The organism is Streptomyces sp., assembly GCF_019510245.1.
Classification (GTDB): Bacteria; Actinomycetota; Actinomycetes; order Streptomycetales; family Streptomycetaceae; genus Streptomyces.
On the sequence record NZ_JAEKKT010000161.1, the window covers coordinates 32,479 to 49,576 of the forward strand.

18 protein-coding genes are annotated in these 17,098 nt (G+C 72.3%); 10 read left to right on the forward strand and 8 right to left on the reverse strand.

What is annotated here, in order from left to right; genetic code table 11:
• Positions 1–95 precede the first annotated feature (95 nt).
• On the forward strand, positions 96–1,136 hold the full coding sequence (locus JF597_RS30840) for a zinc-binding dehydrogenase (RefSeq protein ID WP_294002865.1): 1,041 nt from the start codon (positions 96–98) through the stop codon (positions 1,134–1,136).
• On the opposite strand, the gene JF597_RS30845 is transcribed toward JF597_RS30840, so the two are convergent.
• A complete protein-coding gene (locus JF597_RS30845) occupies positions 1,120–1,776 on the reverse strand; it encodes a TetR family transcriptional regulator (RefSeq protein WP_294002867.1) in 657 nt (218 codons plus the stop codon). The two genes, JF597_RS30840 and JF597_RS30845, sit on opposite strands and share 17 nt — an antisense overlap.
• Before the next feature lie 208 nt (positions 1,777–1,984).
• Here JF597_RS30845 and JF597_RS30850 point away from each other — a divergent pair, with 208 nt between their 5' ends.
• From JF597_RS30850 to hemC, 5 genes are all read left to right on the forward strand, one after another.
• Positions 1,985–3,457, forward strand: coding sequence for an MFS transporter (locus JF597_RS30850; protein WP_294002869.1), 1,473 nt, complete (start codon positions 1,985–1,987; stop codon positions 3,455–3,457).
• Between the two features lie 124 nt (positions 3,458–3,581).
• Positions 3,582–4,799 carry a sensor histidine kinase gene (locus tag JF597_RS30855; protein ID WP_294002871.1) on the forward strand — a complete coding sequence of 406 codons (1,218 nt, stop codon included), beginning with the start codon at positions 3,582–3,584 and terminating at the stop codon, positions 4,797–4,799.
• Entirely contained in the window at positions 4,796–5,482 is a 687-nt protein-coding gene (locus tag JF597_RS30860) for a response regulator transcription factor (RefSeq protein WP_294002873.1), read from the forward strand. Before JF597_RS30855 ends, JF597_RS30860 begins: the two co-directional genes overlap by 4 nt.
• 92 nt (positions 5,483–5,574) lie before the next feature.
• On the forward strand, positions 5,575–6,531 hold the full coding sequence (locus tag JF597_RS30865; RefSeq protein ID WP_294002901.1) for an ATP-dependent DNA ligase: 957 nt from the start codon (positions 5,575–5,577) through the stop codon (positions 6,529–6,531).
• 91 nt (positions 6,532–6,622) lie between these two features.
• Positions 6,623–7,558, forward strand: a complete 936-nt coding sequence (gene hemC, locus JF597_RS30870) for a hydroxymethylbilane synthase (protein WP_294002875.1) — start codon at positions 6,623–6,625, stop codon at positions 7,556–7,558.
• 255 nt (positions 7,559–7,813) lie between these two features.
• On the opposite strand, the gene JF597_RS30875 is transcribed toward hemC, so the two are convergent.
• The 4 genes from JF597_RS30875 to JF597_RS30890 all read right to left on the reverse strand — a co-directional run bounded on the left by JF597_RS30875 (position 7,814) and on the right by JF597_RS30890 (position 10,633).
• On the reverse strand, positions 7,814–8,344 hold the full coding sequence (locus JF597_RS30875) for a hypothetical protein (protein WP_294002877.1): 531 nt from the start codon (positions 8,342–8,344) through the stop codon (positions 7,814–7,816).
• A 198-nt stretch (positions 8,345–8,542) separates the two neighbouring features.
• On the reverse strand, positions 8,543–9,394 hold the full coding sequence (locus JF597_RS30880; RefSeq protein WP_294002880.1) for an ABC transporter permease: 852 nt from the start codon (positions 9,392–9,394) through the stop codon (positions 8,543–8,545).
• Positions 9,354–10,181 (reverse strand): ATP-binding cassette domain-containing protein, encoded by an 828-nt coding sequence (locus JF597_RS30885; RefSeq protein ID WP_294002882.1) that lies wholly within the window; start codon positions 10,179–10,181, stop codon positions 9,354–9,356. The genes JF597_RS30880 and JF597_RS30885 overlap by 41 nt, the downstream gene beginning before the upstream one ends.
• Positions 10,178–10,633 carry a MarR family transcriptional regulator gene (locus JF597_RS30890; protein WP_294002884.1) on the reverse strand — a complete coding sequence of 152 codons (456 nt, stop codon included), beginning with the start codon at positions 10,631–10,633 and terminating at the stop codon, positions 10,178–10,180. The genes JF597_RS30885 and JF597_RS30890 overlap by 4 nt, the downstream gene beginning before the upstream one ends.
• Positions 10,634–10,905: 272 nt before the next feature.
• On the opposite strand from JF597_RS30890, the gene JF597_RS30895 reads away from it, so the two are divergent.
• Positions 10,906–11,691 carry an RNA polymerase sigma factor SigF gene (locus tag JF597_RS30895; RefSeq protein ID WP_294002886.1) on the forward strand — a complete coding sequence of 262 codons (786 nt, stop codon included), beginning with the start codon at positions 10,906–10,908 and terminating at the stop codon, positions 11,689–11,691.
• Between the two features lie 3 nt (positions 11,692–11,694).
• Here JF597_RS30895 and JF597_RS30900 read toward each other — a convergent pair whose 3' ends face one another.
• Positions 11,695–12,012, reverse strand: a complete 318-nt coding sequence (locus JF597_RS30900) for an ANTAR domain-containing protein (protein ID WP_294002888.1) — start codon at positions 12,010–12,012, stop codon at positions 11,695–11,697.
• A gap of 127 nt (positions 12,013–12,139) precedes the next feature.
• On the opposite strand from JF597_RS30900, the gene JF597_RS30905 reads away from it, so the two are divergent.
• Positions 12,140–12,955, forward strand: a complete 816-nt coding sequence (locus JF597_RS30905) for a VOC family protein (RefSeq protein WP_294002891.1) — start codon at positions 12,140–12,142, stop codon at positions 12,953–12,955.
• Positions 12,956–13,102: 147 nt separating this feature from the next.
• Here the strand turns inward: JF597_RS30905 and glgX are convergent, their stop codons facing one another.
• Positions 13,103–15,238 (reverse strand): glycogen debranching protein GlgX, encoded by a 2,136-nt coding sequence (glgX, locus tag JF597_RS30910; RefSeq protein ID WP_294002893.1) that lies wholly within the window; start codon positions 15,236–15,238, stop codon positions 13,103–13,105.
• The gene (locus tag JF597_RS30915; protein ID WP_294002895.1) at positions 15,235–15,738 is read right to left on the reverse strand and encodes a pep a2; all 504 of its coding nucleotides are present in this window, start codon (positions 15,736–15,738) and stop codon (positions 15,235–15,237) included. Before JF597_RS30915 ends, glgX begins: the two co-directional genes overlap by 4 nt.
• A gap of 304 nt (positions 15,739–16,042) precedes the next feature.
• Here JF597_RS30915 and JF597_RS30920 point away from each other — a divergent pair, with 304 nt between their 5' ends.
• Together JF597_RS30920 and JF597_RS30925 are read left to right on the forward strand one after the other, a co-directional pair.
• The gene (locus JF597_RS30920) at positions 16,043–16,336 is read left to right on the forward strand and encodes a DUF5133 domain-containing protein (RefSeq protein ID WP_294002897.1); all 294 of its coding nucleotides are present in this window, start codon (positions 16,043–16,045) and stop codon (positions 16,334–16,336) included.
• 101 nt (positions 16,337–16,437) lie between these two features.
• Positions 16,438–17,098: maltotransferase domain-containing protein (locus tag JF597_RS30925; protein WP_294002899.1), on the forward strand; the 661-nt coding region annotated here is incomplete at its 3' end.

Here is a 17,098-nt window from a genome sequence, read left to right on the forward strand (position 1 = left end):
CACTCCCCCCGGCCCGGCAGCCGGCCCGAGGGCGCCTCTCCGGCCGCACGGCCCGACGAACCTCCACGGCACCACCAGAAAGCGAGAGTCACCCCATGGCCACGATGAAGTCCGTACAGACCGGTGGCGTCGGCAGGATCGAGGTCGTGGACGTCGAGCGTCCCGTGCCCGGCCCCAAGGACGTGCTGCTGAAGATCCGCGCGGGTGGTATCTGCGGCACCGACGTCACCTTCCTGCACATGGGCGGCATGCCCGCCCGCGCCCACCTGGGCGGCGACCTGGTCCCGATCGCCCTGGGCCATGAGCCGGCCGGCGAGGTCGCCGAGGCCGGCGCCGAGGTCACGGGGCTGAAGGTGGGCGACCGGGTGGTGGTGAACCCGCAGGACGCGCCCACCGGGATCATCGGCTGCGGCGGCCGGTACGGGGCCCTCAGCGAGTACCTGCTGATCGAGGACGCCGAGGCCGGCCGGAGCGTCGCGGTGTTCCCGGACACCGTGCCGTTCGAGGTCGCCTCCCTGAACGAGCCGATGGCCGTGTCGCGGCACGCCGTCAACCGCTCGGAGGCCGCGCCGGACGACAAGGTGGCCGTCTTCGGCGCCGGACCGATCGGGCTGGGCGCGGCGATCTGGCTGAAGCTGCGGGGTGTCCGGCATGTAGTCGTCGCCGACGTCATCCCGGCCCGGCTGGAGAAGGCGCTGGCCGTGGGTGCGGACGCCGTGATCAACTCGGCGGAGGAGGACGTCACCGCACGCCTGACCGAGCTGCACGGACAGAGCGCCAACGCGCTGGGCCAGCCCCGCCCCGGCACCGACGTCTTCATCGACGCGGCCGGCGCCCCGGCCGTCTTCAACACCGTGGTGACCAACGCCCAGTGGCACGCCAGGCTGGTCATGGTCGCCGTGCAGAAGAAGGGCGAGATCGACCTCGGCGGCATGCTGCGCAGCGAGCTGACCCTGGTCGCCTCGCAGGGCTATCCGACGGAGATCTTCGAGGTCACGCCCGAACTGGTCGAACACCACGAGCGGTTCGCGAAGCTGATCAGCCACCGCGTCCCCTTCACCGAGGTGGACCGCGCCTTCCAGCTGGCGCTGACGCCGGGAGCCGCGGACAAGGTCGTCGTCACCTTCGACGCGTAGCGGAGACGGGCGCCAGCCACAGCCCGAGGAGTGCGTCGGTGAGCCCGGTGGCCGCGTCGCTCCAGGTGGCGCGCGGAGTTGCGGTGCCCTCGGCGAGGGCGCGCTCCCGCTCGGCGCAGGTGTGCAGGATCAACGTCCGTGCCATCAGGCCGCGTTCGGCGCGGACCTCGGCGGGCAGCTCCGGCAGGCGCCGGTTCAGCGCGTCGACGGCCTGACGCAGCGACGCAGAGGCCAGGGACTCCTCGACCATGATGCCGTAGAGGGCGGGGTCGGTCATGACCTGGGCGCAGAAGCGGGCGTACCAGGTCGGGCTGCCCAGGCTCGCGAGATGTTCGGTGATCGGGCGGACCAGGCAGTCCACCCGGTCGCGGATGTCGTCGGAGTCGCCGGTCTCGGCCAGCAGGCGGACCCGGATCTCCTCGATCCGGTCGAAGTGCCGGGCGGCGACGGCGCGGACCAGGTCGGCCTTGGTGCCGAAGTGGTAGCCGACGGCCGCGTTGTTGCCCTGGCCGGCGGCCTCGCTGACCTGGCGGTTGGAGACGGCGTACACGCCCTGTTCGGCGAAGAGCCGTTCCGCCGCGCCCAGGATGGCCTCCCGCGTCGCGCTCACCTGGTCCGCCCGCGCCGTCCTGCCGGCCATGCCCACCACCGCTCCGGGACGCCCTGCCACCCGGGCCGGCCGGTCCCGCGAGCCGTACCGGGGCCCCGCCCGAGGCGGCGAGGTCCAGCCGAAGAAGCCTACGCGGCAGGGCCGCGGAGTGCGGTGACACCCTGCCAGTACAGTAAGTCAAGCGACTGACTTAAGAAATGCCGGTCGCGCCATGTCCTGCCTACGGAGGCCCAGTTCCATGTCCGAAGCCCCTGTCCAGCCCGCCGGGTCCACAAGACCGGCACGGCCCAACCCGAACGCGGTGGTGGCGGTGCTGGCCCTGTCCGGCATCACCGTCTCGCTGATGCAGACCCTGGTGATCCCGATCGTCCCGGAGCTGCCGAAGTACCTGAACGCCTCCGCGTCCAACGCGGCCTGGGCGGTCACCGCGACCCTGCTGGCCGCCGCCGTGGCCACCCCGGTGGCCGGCCGGCTCGGCGACATGTTCGGCAAGCGGCTGATGCTGCTCGTCAGCCTGGTGCTGCTGGTCTGCGGCTCGGTGGTGGCCGCGCTGAGCGACACGCTGGTCCCGATGATCGTCGGCCGTGCCCTCCAGGGCCTCGCAGCCGCCGTGGTCCCGCTCGGCATCAGCATCATGCGCGACGAACTGCCGCCGGAGCGCCTCGCGGGCTCGACGGCGCTGATGAGTGCCTCGCTGGGCGTCGGCGGCGCGCTCGGCCTGCCGGCCGCGGCGTTCATCGCCGACCACTACGACTGGCACGTGCTGTTCTGGACCTCCGCCGCGCTCGGTGTCGTCGCGTTCGCGCTGGTCATGCTGCTGGTACCGGAGTCCAAGGTGCGCTCGGGCGGCCGCTTCGACGCGGTCGGCGCGGTGGGCCTCGCGGTCGGCCTGGTCTCGCTGCTGCTCGCCGTCTCCAAGGGCGCCGACTGGGGCTGGGCGAGCGGCACCACGCTCGGTCTGTTCGCGCTCGCGGTCGTCGTGCTGCTCGCCTGGGGCTTCTTCGAACTGCGTACCGCCCGGCCGCTGGTCGACCTGCGCACCACGGTCCGCCGGCAGGTGCTGTTCACCAACCTCGCCTCGATCGCCTTCGGCTTCTCGATGTTCGCGATGTCCCTGGTGCTGCCGCAGCTGCTCCAGCTGCCGACCCAGACGGGCTACGGCCTCGGCAAGTCCATGCTGACGGTCGGCCTGGTGATGGCCCCGCAGGGTCTGGTGATGATGGGCTTCGCCCCGCTCTCGGCGGCCATCACCAAGGCCAGGGGGCCGAAGGTGACGCTCATGATCGGCGCGGTGATCGTCGCCGCGGGCTACGGCCTCAACATCGTCCTGATGTCCGAGGTCTGGCACCTGATCCTGGTCTCCTGCATCATCGGAGCCGGTGTCGGCTTCGCGTACGGCGCCATGCCCGCGCTGATCATGGGCGCGGTCCCGGCGTCTGAGACGGCCGCCGCGAACAGCCTCAACACGCTGATGCGGTCCATCGGCACGTCGGTGGCGAGCGCCGTCGCGGGCGTGATCCTGGCCCAGATGACCATCAGCCTCGGCGGCACCACCCTGCCCTCCGAGAACGGCTTCAAGGTGGTCATGGCGATCGGCGCCGGTGCGGCCGTGCTGGCCTTCGTCCTCGCCTCCTTCCTGCCGGGCCGCCGCCCGGCCGACCCGGAGCCCGCTCCGGCCGCGGCGGCGCCCACGGCCGAGTCCGTGCACTGAGCCCCGGAGGGTGATCCGCCGCGGGGCGGGCCGTACCCCCGGTGGGCGTCCCGCCCCGCCCGCCCCGCCCGCCCCGCCCGCCGCGTCACGGACCATGGTCACAGGAGACCGACCGGAGCGACCGATGAGCACTCCCTGGCAGCGCTACGCCGATGAGCACGCCCGTACCGTCGACACCATGGCGGCGGTGCTGATGTTCGCCTCGTTCCTGCTCGGCAGCGAGATCACCATGAGCACCGGGTCCCGGCCGAACGCGGTCGGGCTCACCATCGCCCTGGCCGTCGTCGGCTGCGGCGCCCTGCTCTGGCAGCGCACCCGGCCGCGCACGGTCGTCGCCGTCGGCGCCGGAGCCACCGCGGCCGCCGCCGGGCTCGGGCATCTGCCGACCCCGCTGCTGCTGGGCGGTCTGATGCTGGCGCTGTACCGGCTGGCGGTCGACACCGACCGGCCCACCGCGCGCCGGTACTACGTCGGCAGCCTCACCCTCGTGGTGAGCGCCGCCGTGGCCCTCGCCCCGGCGGGCGTCCCCTGGCCGCTGGAGACGATCAGTCCGGCCGCCTGGCTGCTGCTGCCGGTCGTCGCCGGCAACGCCGTGCGGCTGCAGGGCGCCTATCTGGAGGCCGTGCACGCGCGGGCCGAGTACGCGGAGCGCAGCCGGGAGGAGGAGGCCCGGCACCGGGTGGCGGAGGAGCGGATGCGGATCGCGCGGGAGCTGCACGACGTGGTCGCCCACCATCTGGCCCTGGCCAACGCCCAGGCCGGCACGGCGGCGCACCTCTCGCGCACCCATCCCGACCAGGTGCACCGGATCCTCGGGGAGCTCGCCGGTACGACCGCCTCCGCGCTGCGCGAGCTGAAGGCCACCGTGGGCCTGCTCCGGCAGACCGGCGACGTGGACCTGCCGCTCGCACCGAGTCCCGGCCTCGACCGACTGGCGGAGCTGACCGAGGCCTGCGAGTCCGCCGGGCTCACCGTGCACGTCCGCGTCGAGGGCACCCCGCGGCCGCTGACGGCGGGCGTCGACCTGACGGCGTACCGGATCGTGCAGGAGGCGCTGACCAACGTCACCAAGCACTCCGCTGCCGAGGCCGCCCGCGTCCGGATCGGGTGGGCCCGGGACAGCCTGACCCTCACGGTCACCGACGACGGCACCGCGACCGCCCCGCCCGCGCCCGTCCCCGCCACCGGACGCGGATTCGGGCTGATCGGGATGCGGGAGCGGGCCCAGTCGGTCGGCGGCGCCTTCGCCGCCGGGCACCGGGACGGCGGCGGCTTCGAAGTCACCACCCGGCTGCCGCTGTACCCCGGCGCCACCGAACCCGAAGGACAAGGGACGCCATGACCATCCGCGTGCTCCTCGCCGACGACCAGGCACTGTTGCGTGCCACCTTCCGGATCCTGATCGACTCCTGCGCCGACATGGAGGTGGTGGCCGAGGCCGCCGACGGCGCCGAGGCGGTCGTACGCACCCGCGAGCACCGGCCCGACATCGTCCTGATGGACATCCGGATGCCCGGCACCGACGGGCTGGCCGCCACGGCCGCCGTCTGCGCCGACCCGGAGCTGTCCGGCGTGCGGGTGCTGATCCTGACCACGTTCGAGGTCGACGAGTACGTGGCGCAGGCGCTGCGGTCCAGGGCCAGCGGCTTCCTCGGCAAGGACGTGACCGCCGAGGCGCTGCTGGCCGGGATCCGTACGGTGGCCGCCGGCGAGTCGCTGCTCTCCCCCACCGCGACCCGCACCCTCATCACCAGGTTCCTGGCCGCCCCCGCGCCCGGCGCCCGGCTCGCCGCCCCAGAACAGCTGCGCGTGCTCACCGCCCGCGAGCGCGAGGTCATGGCGCTGGCCGCTCAGGGCCGTTCGAACGAGGAGATCGCCGGGAAGCTCTTCGTCTCCCCGCTGACCGTGCGCACCCACATCCACCGGGCGATGACCAAGCTGGACGCCCGGGACCGGGCCCAACTGGTGGTGATGGCCTACCAGTCGGGACTGGTGCAGCCCCCGCCGCCGGCGCCGGACGCGTGAGGCCTGTTCGGGGGAACCGGTGCCGGAAGGCGCGTGCGGCGGCCGTGCCGGGTCACATCTCCTGCGTGACCGCCCTCCCCGTGATCCCGCCCATGCTCGCCACTCCCGGCCGGCTGCCGCCCGCCGCGCAGGACGCCCGGTGGGCCTACGAGACCAAGCAGGACGGCCAGCGGGTGATCGTCTACCTGCCCGGCGACGGCAGCGTGCTGCTGCGCGCCCGTTCCGGCGAGGAGATCACCGCCGCCTATCCCGAGCTGCACCCGCTGGCCGCGGCGCTGGGCCGCACCGCGGCGATCCTGGACGGCGAGGTGCTCGCCGTCGACGAACACGGACGTGCCGACTTCCAGTTGCTGCAGAGCCGGATGGGCCTGGCCCACGCCCCGGCCCGGGCGGCACGGATGGCGGCCCGCATCCCGGTCCACCTGGTGCTGTTCGACGCACTGCTGCTGTCGGACCCGCTGCTCACCCTGGCGTACGCGGACCGCCGGGCGCGCCTGGAGTCGCTCTCGCTCGCGGGGCCGCACTGGTCGACGCCGAGGGCCGTCGCGGGGCACGGCGCCGAGGCGCTGCGGGCGACCCGGGAGCACGGTCTGGAGGGGCTGGTCTGCAAGCGGCTCGACTCGGTCTACGAGCCGGGGGTGCGGTCCCGCGCCTGGATCAAGATCCGGAACATGCGGGCCGAGGACGTGATCGTCGGCGGCTGGCTGCCGGGCAAGGGGCGGCTGACCGGGCTGCCGGGCGCGGTGCTGGTCGGCCAGCGGTCCGCCGACGGGCGGCTGCGGTACGTCGGCGGGGTGGGCACCGGCTGGAGCGCGGCGGAGCGGTCCGAACTGGCCGCGCTGCTGCGGGCCGCCGCGGCCGACTCGTGCCCCTTCGCCCCGGTTCCGCCGGTCCCGGGCGCCCGCTGGGTGGTGCCGCGGCTGGTCGGCGAGGTCAGCTACAGCACCCGGACCCGGGCCGGGCTGCTGCGCCAGCCGTCCTGGCTGCGGCTGCGCCCGGACCTCGCACCGGAGGAGTCGGCGGCGGACCTGCCGGAGGACACCGGCTGACGGCCGGGCGGTCTCCGGACGGCGGCCGGACCGGGCGGCGGCCGACAGGATGTCGGAATCGGCGGCCGACGGGAAGGTCTATCGTGTCCCCATGTCGGTACCCGAGTTGATCCGTATCGTCTCCCGCGACTCGCCGATGGCGCTCGCTCAGGTGGCCCGCGTCCGGACCGAGTTGGCCGCGCTGTATCCGCAGGTGCGCACCGAGGTCGTGCCGGTGAAGACGACCGGCGACAAGTGGCTGGGCGATCTGTCCCAGGTGGAGGGCAAGGGCGCGTTCACCAAGGAGGTGGACGCCGCGCTGCTGGCCGGTGCGGCCGATCTCGCCGTGCACTGTGTGAAGGACGTGCCCGCGGACCGGCCGCTGCCGGCCGGGACGGTGTTCGCGGCGTTCCTGAAGCGGGACGACATCCGCGACGCCCTCGTCCATCCGGGCGGGCTGACCCTGGACGAGCTGCCGCCGGGTACCCGGATCGGCACCTCCGCGGTGCGCCGGATCGCCCAGCTGTCGGCCACCCACCCGCATCTGGAGTGCGTGCCCTTCCGGGGCAACGCCAACCGGCGGCTGGAGAAGCTCGCCGCCGGTGAGGCGGACGCGCTGCTGCTCGCGCTGTCGGGCCTGGAGCGGATCGGCCGTACGGACGTGATCAGCGAGGTGCTGGACCCGGAGACGATGATGCCGCCGATCGGCGCGGGCATCCTCGCCCTGCAGTGCCGGGAGGGCGACGCCGAGCTGATCGACGTGGTGAGCGGGCTCGGTGACCCGGCCACGTACCGGGAGGCGACCGCCGAGCGGATGTTCCTGCACGTGCTGCAGGGCCACTGCAACAGCCCGATCGCCGGCTATGCCCGGGTCGACGGTGGTGGTGAACTGTCGTTGCGGGCCTGTGTGTTCACGCCGGACGGCAAGACGCGGCTGAACGCCCACGAGTGGGCGGGCCGCCTCGACCCGGCCACCCTCGGCACGTCGGTCGCCGTGGCTCTGCTGCGGCAGGGGGCGCGCGAGATCATCGACGGCATCCCACACTAGGCGCTCCGCTGGGTGGCGCCGGGATGTGTCGTGGGCCGACTGCCGCCGTGTGGGGACTGGTCGCGCAGTTCCCCGCGCCCCTGACGGGGGCGGTGAGTGCCGCGCCAGGTCGTGGGCCGACTGCCGCGGTGTGGGGGCTGATCGCGCAGTTCCCCGCGCCCCTGACGGGGGCGGTGAGTGTCACGCCAGGTCGTCGGCCGACTGCCGCCGTGTGGGGGCTGATCGCGCAGTTCCCCGCGCCCCTGACGGGGGCGGTCAGGGGGTGGTGGGGCCGGGCTCTGTCTGGTCCTTGAGGTAGGTGGTTACCTGGTGGGACAGGCTGCCGGGGCCGGTGGTCTGGCAGGGGGTGGCGGTGGTGGATTCCAGGACGCCGATGCCGCCCGCCCAGAGGCGACGCTCGGTCCACTCCTCGTCGACGCGCAGCTGGATCTGGATGTCGACCTGGGTGAGGGCGGCCTCGGGGGCGGCGGCGTAGAGGACGGCGGTGGCGCGGCGCAGCGGGTAGACGTCGAAGCCCTCGATGAACTGGGAGTTGCGCCAGTCGATGAACGCACCCTCGCCGTCGGGGCCGACCCGGACGTCGATCTGGCCGTCCTCCAGCTGGACCCCGAGATGGCGGGAGCCGCGGTTCTCGATGGTCACCCGGGCACTGAAGTACGTCAGCCCGGCCGCGGCGTCGTCCCGGCCGCGCGGCGGCTCGGACTCCTCCAGGCGGTGGACGCGGACCCGCAGACCGGCATGCTCGTCGTACTCGTGCCAGTCCCCGACCACGTTCGGCTCGTACACAGTGCCCCTCTCGACCCCCGCTGTTTATCTGTGTGCTCAGCGCACTGTCAAATGAGCGGAATGCGCTGTGGCCAGCGGGTTCGCCCGCTTTGATCGCTGATCAAGCGTTGCGCAGCGGTTATCCCGCCCCGGGGGTCCGGGGCGGGTCGCGGACGGGTGCCGCACATCACGTCGGTGTACCCGGCACCTGAGGCCGGCTCAGCGGGCCAGGCGGCCGAGCAGCGAGGAGGCCGCGGTGACGCCGAGGGCGGCGGCGACCGCCAGCACGCCGAAGTCGAGGCCGAGGTGGGCAGGCGTACCGAGCAGCAGGCCGCGCAGGGCGTCGACCTGGTAGCTCAGTGGGTTGATCTTGCTGACCGCCTGGAGCCAGCCCGGCATGATCGCCACGGGGTAGAGGGCGTTGGAGCCGAAGAACAGCGGCATGGTGATCGCCTGTCCGATGCCCATCAGCCGGTCGCGGCTGAGGACGATGCCGGCGATGCTCATCGACAGGCAGGAGAAGAAGGCCGACGCGAGGACGACGGCCAGTGCGACGCCGAGGAGCTTCAGCGGGTTCCAGGTGAGGGAGACGCCGAGGACGGCGGCGATGACGATCACCACGACGGCCTGGATGAGGGACTTCACGCCGGCCGCGAAGGCCTTGCCGGTGATGAGGGCCGAGCGGGGGGTGGGGGTCACGAGGAGCTTGTTGAGGATGCCGGCGTCGCGCTCCCAGATGATCTGGATGCCGTAGAAGATCGCGATGAACATCGCCGACTGGGCGATGATGCCGGGCGCGAGGTAGTCGATGTAGGGGATGCCGCCGGTGGGTATCGCCCGTATCCGGGTGAAGGTCTGGCCGAAGATCAGCAGCCAGAGGGCGGGCTGGATCGCGCGGGTGTAGAGCTCGGTGCGGTCGTGGCGGAGCTTCTGCAGCTCCACCGCGCACATGGCGACCACCCGGGCGGGCAGCAGCCGCCAGCCGGAGCGCGGCTGGGGCGGGGTCAGGAGCAGGGACGTGCCCGTGCGCTCAGCCGACACGGTTCGCGGTGCGGCGGGTGCTTCGGACATCGCGGAAACCTCCTGCCTGGTCATCGAGGCCGCTGCCGGCCACGTCGCGGAAGACGTCTTCGAGGGTGGGCAGGGCGTCGGTGCCCTGGCGTTCGGCGAGGCCGCGCCTGAGTTCGGCGGGGGTGCCGAGGGCACGGATGCGGCCGCGGTGCATCAGGCCGACCCGGTCGCAGTGCTGGTCGGCCTCGTCCATGTAGTGGGTGGTGACCAGGACGGTCATGCCGGTCGCCTCGCGTACGGAGTTGATCTGGTCCCACACGCCGGTGCGGGCGATCGGGTCGAGTCCGATGGTCGGTTCGTCGAGGATCAGCAGCCGGGGCGCGCTGACCAGTGCCTGGGCCAGTTCGAGGCGGCGGACCATGCCGCCGGAGTAGGTGCCGGCGAGCCGGTCGGCGGCGTCGGCGAGGTCGACGGCCTCCAGCGCCTCGGCGACCCGTGCGGCGCGCTCGCGCCGGGGGACGTCGAAGACGCGGGCGAACAGTTCGACGTTCTCGCGCCCGGTGAGCCCGCTGTCGGCGGACAGCTGCTGCGGGACGTAGCCGAGCAGCCGGCGCACGGCCATCCGGTCCTTGCCGGTGTCGTGGCCGAAGACGCGGACCATCCCGGCGGGGACGGGCAGCAGAGTGGTGATGCAGCGGATGGCGGTGGTCTTGCCGGCGCCGTTGGGGCCCAGCAGGCCGAAGACCTCGCCCTCGCCGACGCTCAGGTCGAGCCCGTCGACGGCCCTGGTCTCTCCGAAGGTGTAGGAGAGTCCGGTGCAGGCGACTGCGGCGATGTCCGTTGTCATGATTCCCCGGCCTCCTCGTGCAGGGTGTCGGCCAGCCTCCGCAGCGCGGGCAGCGCGGCCCTGAGCGCCTCCCGGTCCGCCTCGTCCAGCCGGGCGACGTGACCGGCGACGAGTTCCGCGCGGCGGCGGTGCCAGTCGGCGAGTCGTTTCTCGGCGTCCTCGGTGAGCAGCAGCCGGGCGGCCCGCCGGTCGGCCGGGTCGGTCTCCCGGCGCATGAAGCCGTCCTTGGCGAGCTGGTTGACCAGGGTCGACACCGAGTTGCTCGCCAGGTACAGCTCCTTGGCGGCGTCCGAGATGCCGATCCCGGGCCGGGACTCGACCAGCCGCAGCAGCTCCACCTCGGCGCCGCGCAGCCGCGGCCGGGTCAGCCCGCGGCGCAGCCTGCGGCGGATCAGCCGCTGGATGCCGACCAACGCGTCGGCGAGTTCTTCCGGAAAGGTGTCCGATTCCACGCTTCGAAGATTACCTCTGCTACAGAGGTATTGCCTCCAAGGGGCGGTCAAAAGGAGAGCCGGCGGGGCGGCCGTCGTAAGAATGAGAGCTATTTAACCTTTTTGCCGGAATTGTTTGACTCTACGCCGTTCGGGGCATTTGTAGCTCAGTGCTTCGGACCGGAGGCACGTGCGTGGGAGCCGGCTTTCCCTGGTGCCCCCGTGTCCTCCTCAGGGTCCGAGCGCGTCCTCCCACGGTGTCCGTCCACCAGCACCCGAGGGAGGTGCGCACCATGCGTGCCACATCCAGGTCCCATCCTCACGACGACGCCCCGGACACGGCCCAGGCCTTCGTACGGCTGGACGAACTGCCCGAGGGCCCGGAGCGCCGGGCGCTCCGGGACGAACTGGTCGAGCTGTGGCTGCCCATGGCCGAGCGGATCGCCGTGCGGTTCCGGGGCCGGGGGGAGGCCCTGGAGGACCTCTACCAGGTCGCCGCCCTGGGGCTCGTGAAGGCCGTCGACCACTACGACCCGGCGCGCGGCCGGGCCTTCGAGGCCTACGCGGTGCCGACCATCACCGGCGAGATCAAGCGCCACTTCCGGGACCACATGTGGACCCTGCACGTGCCGCGCCGGGTCCAGGAGCTGCGCAACCGGGTCCGGGTCGCCCTCAAGGAGCTGGACCAGACGACCCCCGGGCGGCCGCCCACCGTCGCCGAGATCGCCACCTGGGCCCAGCTCACCGAGGAGGAGGTGCGGGCCGGGATGGAGGCCCTGGACTGTTACTCGACGCTGTCGCTGGACGCCGAGGTGCCCGGCGGCGACGGATATGTGCTCGGTGACACCCTGGGCGCCCCGGACCCCGGATACGACCTGATCGTCGACCGAGCGGCCGCGGAACCCTGCCTCCAGGGCCTGCCCGAGCGCGACCGTTTCATCCTCTACCTGCGGTTCTTCCGCGGTATGACACAGAGCCGGATCGCCGAGCAGCTGGGCATCTCGCAGATGCACGTGTCCCGTCTGCTCAGCGCCTGCTTCGACCGGCTGCGCGAGGAGTTGCTGGCCGAGACCGGCTGAGGCTCACCCGGCGGGCGGCGCGCCGGGGATCTGGGTGGGGCCGTACCGTTCGAGGGCCTCCGCCAGTTCGACGCGGATCTCGGTGGGCATGTCGCCGCTGCGCCCCCAGATCAGGATCAGGTCCGCGACGTTGCGCAGCTTGATGTTGGTGTGCTGGGAGACCTCATTGAGCACCTCCCAGCCCTCGTCGGGCGTCACCCTGCCGAGCGCGACGACCATCCCGATGGCCTGGTCCACCACGGCGTGGGAGGCTACGGCCTCCTTCAGCTGGTCGACCTCTTCCTGCAGATGGAAGATCCGGTCCGGCTCGATTTCGCCCATGCATCCATGGTGTCACCCGTCTGGCTCCGCGCCATCGGGGTAGTCGGCAGGCATTCCCATCGCTTCCGGTTGGAGACTGGTGGCAGACCGGTCGCCCCGCCGGCCCCGACACCAGGACGCGAGTGCCATGAACGACGACACGCCTCCCCCCTGCCCCGCACCGAAGAAGCGATCGGTGGTGTCCACGCACTCGGTCTTCGGTGCCCCGTGCTGGGTCAGCCTGACCAGCCGCGACCTGCAGACGACCGAGGACTTCTACAGCGCCGTGCTCGGCTGGCGATGGCGCAGCGTCAGGCTCGGTGACCACTTCAGGATCGCGCTGGCGGACGGGGTGCCGGTGGCGGGCATCGCCGCGGTCGCCGCGATGTGGCAGATGGCGGTGGCCTGGACGCCGTACTTCGCCGTACCCGACGCGGACGAGGCGGTGTCCCGGGCCCGTGAGCGCGGCGGCACCCCGGCGGTGGGGCCGCTCTCCTTCCCGCCCGGCCGGGCGGCGCTGATCGCTGACCGGGACGGCGCCGTCTTCGGCATCTGGGAGGGGGAACTGGTCTCCAACTGGGAGACGTGGCGGCGGGCCGCCCCGACCTTCATCCGCCTGCACACCCGCAACGCCTTCGACTCCGCGATGTTCTACGGCGAGGTCCTCGGCTGGGCCTCCGGCAAACCGGGCTGCTGCGAGGTCGAGTACGAGGGCGGCGAGGTGGTGCTGCGCAGCCGCGGCGACGCCGTGGCCCGTATCGACTCGGGGGCGGTGGAGGCGGCCCCCGATCCGTCGGTGCGGCCGCACTGGCAGATCCACTTCGCGGTGACCGACGTGGCGGCCTGCGCCCGGGTGGCGGAGAAACACGGGGGCAGTGTGCTGAGCGAGGAGGACACCGAGGCGATCCTGCGGGATCCGGACGGCGCGCAGTTCACGGTGACGACGTCGCGCGGGGCGCGCTGAGCCGTTCCGGGGCCGCCGCCGTTGTCGGGTGCGGGTGCGTCGTGGCTGGTCGCGCAGTTCCTCCCCCAGCCTTCGGCCGGGGGTACCCCCAGCGCCCCTGAAGGGGCGCTCACCGCAGCGCCCTGCTTTTAGGGGCGCGGGGAACAACTACCTCGACGGCCGCGACAGCACGACCATGCTCCGCGCCGCCACGCTCAGCCTCGTGCCCGCCTTGCGCTCGCGTTCGTCCGGCATCCCCTCCGGGTCGGCGGTGTCGATGAGGGTCGTCCAGCGCTCGCCGTAGGAGTCGTCGGGCAGCCGGAAGTCGACCGGCTCCCAGTGGCTGTTGAGGAGCAGCAGGAACGAGTCGTCGACCAGGCGGCCCCCGTACGGGTCGCGTTCGGCGATGGCGTCGCCGTTGAGGAAGACACCGACCGAGTGCGCGTCGGGCCGCTGCCAGTCGCGGTCGGTCATCTCACGGGCGTCGGGCAGCAGCCACACCAGGTCGGGCAGCGGCTGCCGGGGATGCGTGGCGGTGTCGCCGAGGAAAAAGCGCCGCCTGCGCAGCACCGGGTGGGCGGCGCGCAGTCCGATGACGTACCGGGTGAAGTCGGTGAGGCTCTGCTGCTCCTCGGTCAGTTCCCAGTCGATCCAGGAGATCTCGTTGTCCTGGCAGTAGGCGTTGTTGTTGCCGCGCTGGGTGCGGCCGAGTTCGTCGCCGTGGCTGAGCATGGGGATGCCCTGGGACAGCAGCAGGGTGGCGAGGAGGTTGCGCTGCTGGCGGGCCCGCAGTTCGAGCACGGCCGGGTCGGTGGTCTCGCCCTCCGCCCCGCAGTTCCAGGACCGGTTGTGGCTCTCGCCGTCCCGGTTGCCCTCGCCGTTGGCCTGGTTGTGCTTGTCGTTGTACGACACCAGGTCGCGCAGCGTGAAACCGTCGTGCGCGGTGACGAAGTTGACGCTCGCCCGCGGCCGCCGCCTGCTGGCCTGGTACAGGTCCGAGGAGCCGGTGAGCCGGGAGGCGAACTCGCCCAGCGAACCCGGCTCGGCCCGCCAGAAGTCCCGTACGGCGTCCCGGTATCGGCCGTTCCACTCCGACCACAGCTGCGGGAAGTTGCCGACCTGGTAGCCGCCCTCGCCCAGGTCCCACGGCTCGGCGATGAGCTTGACCCTGCTGATCACCGGGTCCTGCTGGATCAGGTCGAAGAACGCCGAGAGCCGGTCCACCTCGTGGAACTGCCGGGCCAGGGTGGCCGCGAGGTCGAAGCGGAAGCCGTCGACGTGCATCTCGGTCACCCAGTACCGCAGCGAGTCCATGATCAGCTGGAGCACGTAGGGGTGCCGCATCAGCAGGCTGTTCCCCGTGCCCGTGGTGTCGTAGTAGTGCGCCCAGTCCCCGTCGACCAGCCGGTAGTAGGAGGCGTTGTCGATACCCCGGAAGGACAGGGTGGGGCCCATCTCGTTGCCCTCGGCGGTGTGGTTGTAGACCACGTCGAGGATCACTTCGAGCCCGGCCGCGTGCAGCGCCTTCACCATCGCCTTGAACTCGTTGACCTGCTGGCCCCGGCTGCCGAAGGCGCCGTAGGCGTTGTGCGGGGCGAAGTAGCCGATGGTGTTGTAGCCCCAGTAGTTGGACAGGCCCCGGTCCTGGAGCACCCCGTCCTGCACGAACTGGTGCACCGGCATCAGCTCGACCGCCGTGACGCCGAGCGAGGTCAGGTGGTCGAGGACCGCCGGGTGCGCCAGACCGGCGTAACTGCCCCTCAGCCGTTCGGGTACCTCCGGATGGGTGAGGGTCAGGCCGCGGACGTGGGCCTCGTAGATCACCGAGTCGGAGTACGGCCGCCCGGGCGGCCGGTCGTCGCCCCAGTCGAAGTAGGGGTCGGTGACCACGCCGAGCATCGAGTGCCCGGCGCTGTCGGCCGGGGCGGGTCCGCCGGGGGTGCGCTCGTAGAGGGAGGCGTGGTTGTCGATCTGGCCCTCTATCGCCCGGGCGTACGGGTCCAGGAGCAGCTTCGCCGGGTTGCACCGGTGGCCGAGCTCGGGGGCCCAGGGGCCGGTCACCCGGTAGCCGTAGCGCTGTCCCGGCCCGATCCCGGGCAGGTAGGCGTGCCAGACGAAGCCGTCGACCTCGGTCACCGGCACCGTCGTCTCGGTGGCGGCGTCGTTCACCAGGACCAGTTCGACCCGCTCGGCGACCTCGCTGAACAGGGCGAAGTTGGTGCCCTGCCCGTCGAAGGAGGCTCCCAACGGGTAGGGGTGCCCGCTCCACACGGGCACCCCTTTCCGGGACTTCCTCGCCGTCACCGGGCGCCCTCCAGGAGGCCGTCGGCGGCTGCGGCCAGCTGGGCGACGGGAAGGGTGCGCGGCACCTTGAGGACCTGGCGCAGCCGGGGCTCCGGCCTCGTCGGGACCAGCGGGACGCGCTCACCGGAGCGGGCGCGTTGCGAGAACCAGATGATCTTGCTGCCGGTCTCCGAGGCACAGCATCCCCAGCCGTCGCTGGTCGCGGCCAGGTGCGCCAGGCAGGGGCGCAGATCCTGGTCGGGGCGGAGATCCCGGTCGTCGTCGCCGATGGCGGTGATGAGGTGCTGCCCGTTCCACCACATCTCGATGGACGTGTGTTTGTCCGTCGCGTGCTGGTCGATGGCGGTCAGCAGCAGTTCGGCACCGCGGCAGACGGGGTCCACGAGGTTGTCGAGATCCCAGTAACGCAGATGGGCGGCCAGTATGCGGCTGACCTGTCCCACCCGTTCCGGGCTGACCTCCACGTCGAGGTGGTAGTAGCAGGGCACTGCGGTCTTCATTGTCGCTAACTCCTCACCCGCGAAGCTCCCGCTCCCCCTCGCCCTTCCGGAAATCCGTTCCGGAAGCGCTGCGTGAGCGCTGATCGCTCCTGAGTCACCTTCACTGTGCGGGCGCTACGCCATTCGTGCAACACGAGAGAAGCATGAGGTGGTTGAAGATCCAACAAGACGCTCGGTCATCGTGCGTGCACCATGAGTGAAAGCCTCGATTCGCCGTAACGGCTCCGTGCTCTTCCGCGCCCGGACGCTCCCCCGCTCCGGGGACACGTGCCCATTCGAGAGCGTCGGAAGGAAAGACACGGCCATGCTGCTACCCGCGAAGGCCGAGGTGGCCCGGCAGCTGCGGCGCTACCGGGCGTGGGAGCGCGTCATGCTCGCCTCGCCGCAGGACCGCGAGGTGCGGTCCACCTTCGAGGACTCGGGCTACACGCTGTGCGTGCTGATGGGCAAGCGCTGCGCCCGGGAGGCGGTGGACGCGGCCGAGCGCTACCTGCGCACCAGCCTCGTCACCTACGTGCGGGAACAGGGCGGGCGGTCCCAGCTGAGCGGGAAGGTCCGGCAGGGGCCGCCGGCGGAACGGCGTTCCGCGAGGCAGTGACCCCACAGGCGGACCCGCGGGGAGACACCGGTCTTCCGGCACACTACGGACCGCGGAGCCGGGCCCCGGGCCCGGCTCCGCGCACGGCGGAGGTGAGACCCATGAAGGCGACTGAGGCCATCGGCCGCGTTCCGGTGCGTGACGTCCGGCCGGCCGTGGAGTGCGGCAGACGGCCGGCGAAGGCGGTCACCGGGGAGTCGTTCGAGGTCACCGCCACCGTCTTCCGCGAGGGCCATGACGCCGTCGGCGCCAACGTGGTGCTGTGCGACCCCGAGGGCCGCCCGGGCCCGTGGACGCCGATGCGGGAGCTGGTCTCCGGCACCGACCGCTGGGGCGCCGAGGTCACCGTCGACGGGAAACCGGGCCGCTGGACCTACCACGTGGAGGCCTGGAGCGCCCCGCTCGTCACGTGGCGGCAGCACGCCCGGGTGAAGATCCCGGCGGGCATCGACACGGGCCTGGTCCTGGAGGAGGGCGCCGAGCTGTACGAGCGGGCGGCCGCCGGGGTCCCGGACGGCCCCGGGCGCGAGCGGGTGCTCGCGGCGGCGCGGGCCCTGGGCGACGACTCCCTCCCCCTGCACACGCGGCTGGCGAACGCCCTGGCCCCGGAGGTGGACGAGGTTCTGGCGCGGTATCCGTTGCGGGAGCTGGTGACGGTCTCCGAGGTGCTGCCGTTGCTGGTGGAGCGTGAACGGGCCCTGTTCGGTTCGTGGTACGAGTTCTTCCCGCGTTCGGAGGGCACGCCCGAGCGGCCGCACGGCA

Excerpts from the sequence above, each read along its gene's own strand:
- JF597_RS30840 (WP_294002865.1), top strand. The coding sequence starts at position 96 with ATGGCCACGATGAAGTCCGTACAGACCGGTGGCGTCGGCAGGATCGAG.
- JF597_RS30845 (WP_294002867.1), bottom strand. The coding sequence starts at position 1,776 with ATGGCCGGCAGGACGGCGCGGGCGGACCAGGTGAGCGCGACGCGGGAG.
- JF597_RS30850 (WP_294002869.1), top strand. The coding sequence starts at position 1,985 with ATGTCCGAAGCCCCTGTCCAGCCCGCCGGGTCCACAAGACCGGCACGG.
- JF597_RS30855 (WP_294002871.1), top strand. The coding sequence starts at position 3,582 with ATGAGCACTCCCTGGCAGCGCTACGCCGATGAGCACGCCCGTACCGTC.
- JF597_RS30860 (WP_294002873.1), top strand. The coding sequence starts at position 4,796 with ATGACCATCCGCGTGCTCCTCGCCGACGACCAGGCACTGTTGCGTGCC.
- JF597_RS30865 (WP_294002901.1), top strand. The coding sequence starts at position 5,575 with ATGCTCGCCACTCCCGGCCGGCTGCCGCCCGCCGCGCAGGACGCCCGG.
- hemC (WP_294002875.1), top strand. The coding sequence starts at position 6,623 with ATGTCGGTACCCGAGTTGATCCGTATCGTCTCCCGCGACTCGCCGATG.
- JF597_RS30880 (WP_294002880.1), bottom strand. The coding sequence starts at position 9,394 with ATGTCCGAAGCACCCGCCGCACCGCGAACCGTGTCGGCTGAGCGCACG.
- JF597_RS30885 (WP_294002882.1), bottom strand. The coding sequence starts at position 10,181 with ATGACAACGGACATCGCCGCAGTCGCCTGCACCGGACTCTCCTACACC.
- JF597_RS30895 (WP_294002886.1), top strand. The coding sequence starts at position 10,906 with ATGCGTGCCACATCCAGGTCCCATCCTCACGACGACGCCCCGGACACG.
- JF597_RS30900 (WP_294002888.1), bottom strand. The coding sequence starts at position 12,012 with ATGGGCGAAATCGAGCCGGACCGGATCTTCCATCTGCAGGAAGAGGTC.
- JF597_RS30905 (WP_294002891.1), top strand. The coding sequence starts at position 12,140 with ATGAACGACGACACGCCTCCCCCCTGCCCCGCACCGAAGAAGCGATCG.
- JF597_RS30915 (WP_294002895.1), bottom strand. The coding sequence starts at position 15,738 with ATGAAGACCGCAGTGCCCTGCTACTACCACCTCGACGTGGAGGTCAGC.
- JF597_RS30920 (WP_294002897.1), top strand. The coding sequence starts at position 16,043 with ATGCTGCTACCCGCGAAGGCCGAGGTGGCCCGGCAGCTGCGGCGCTAC.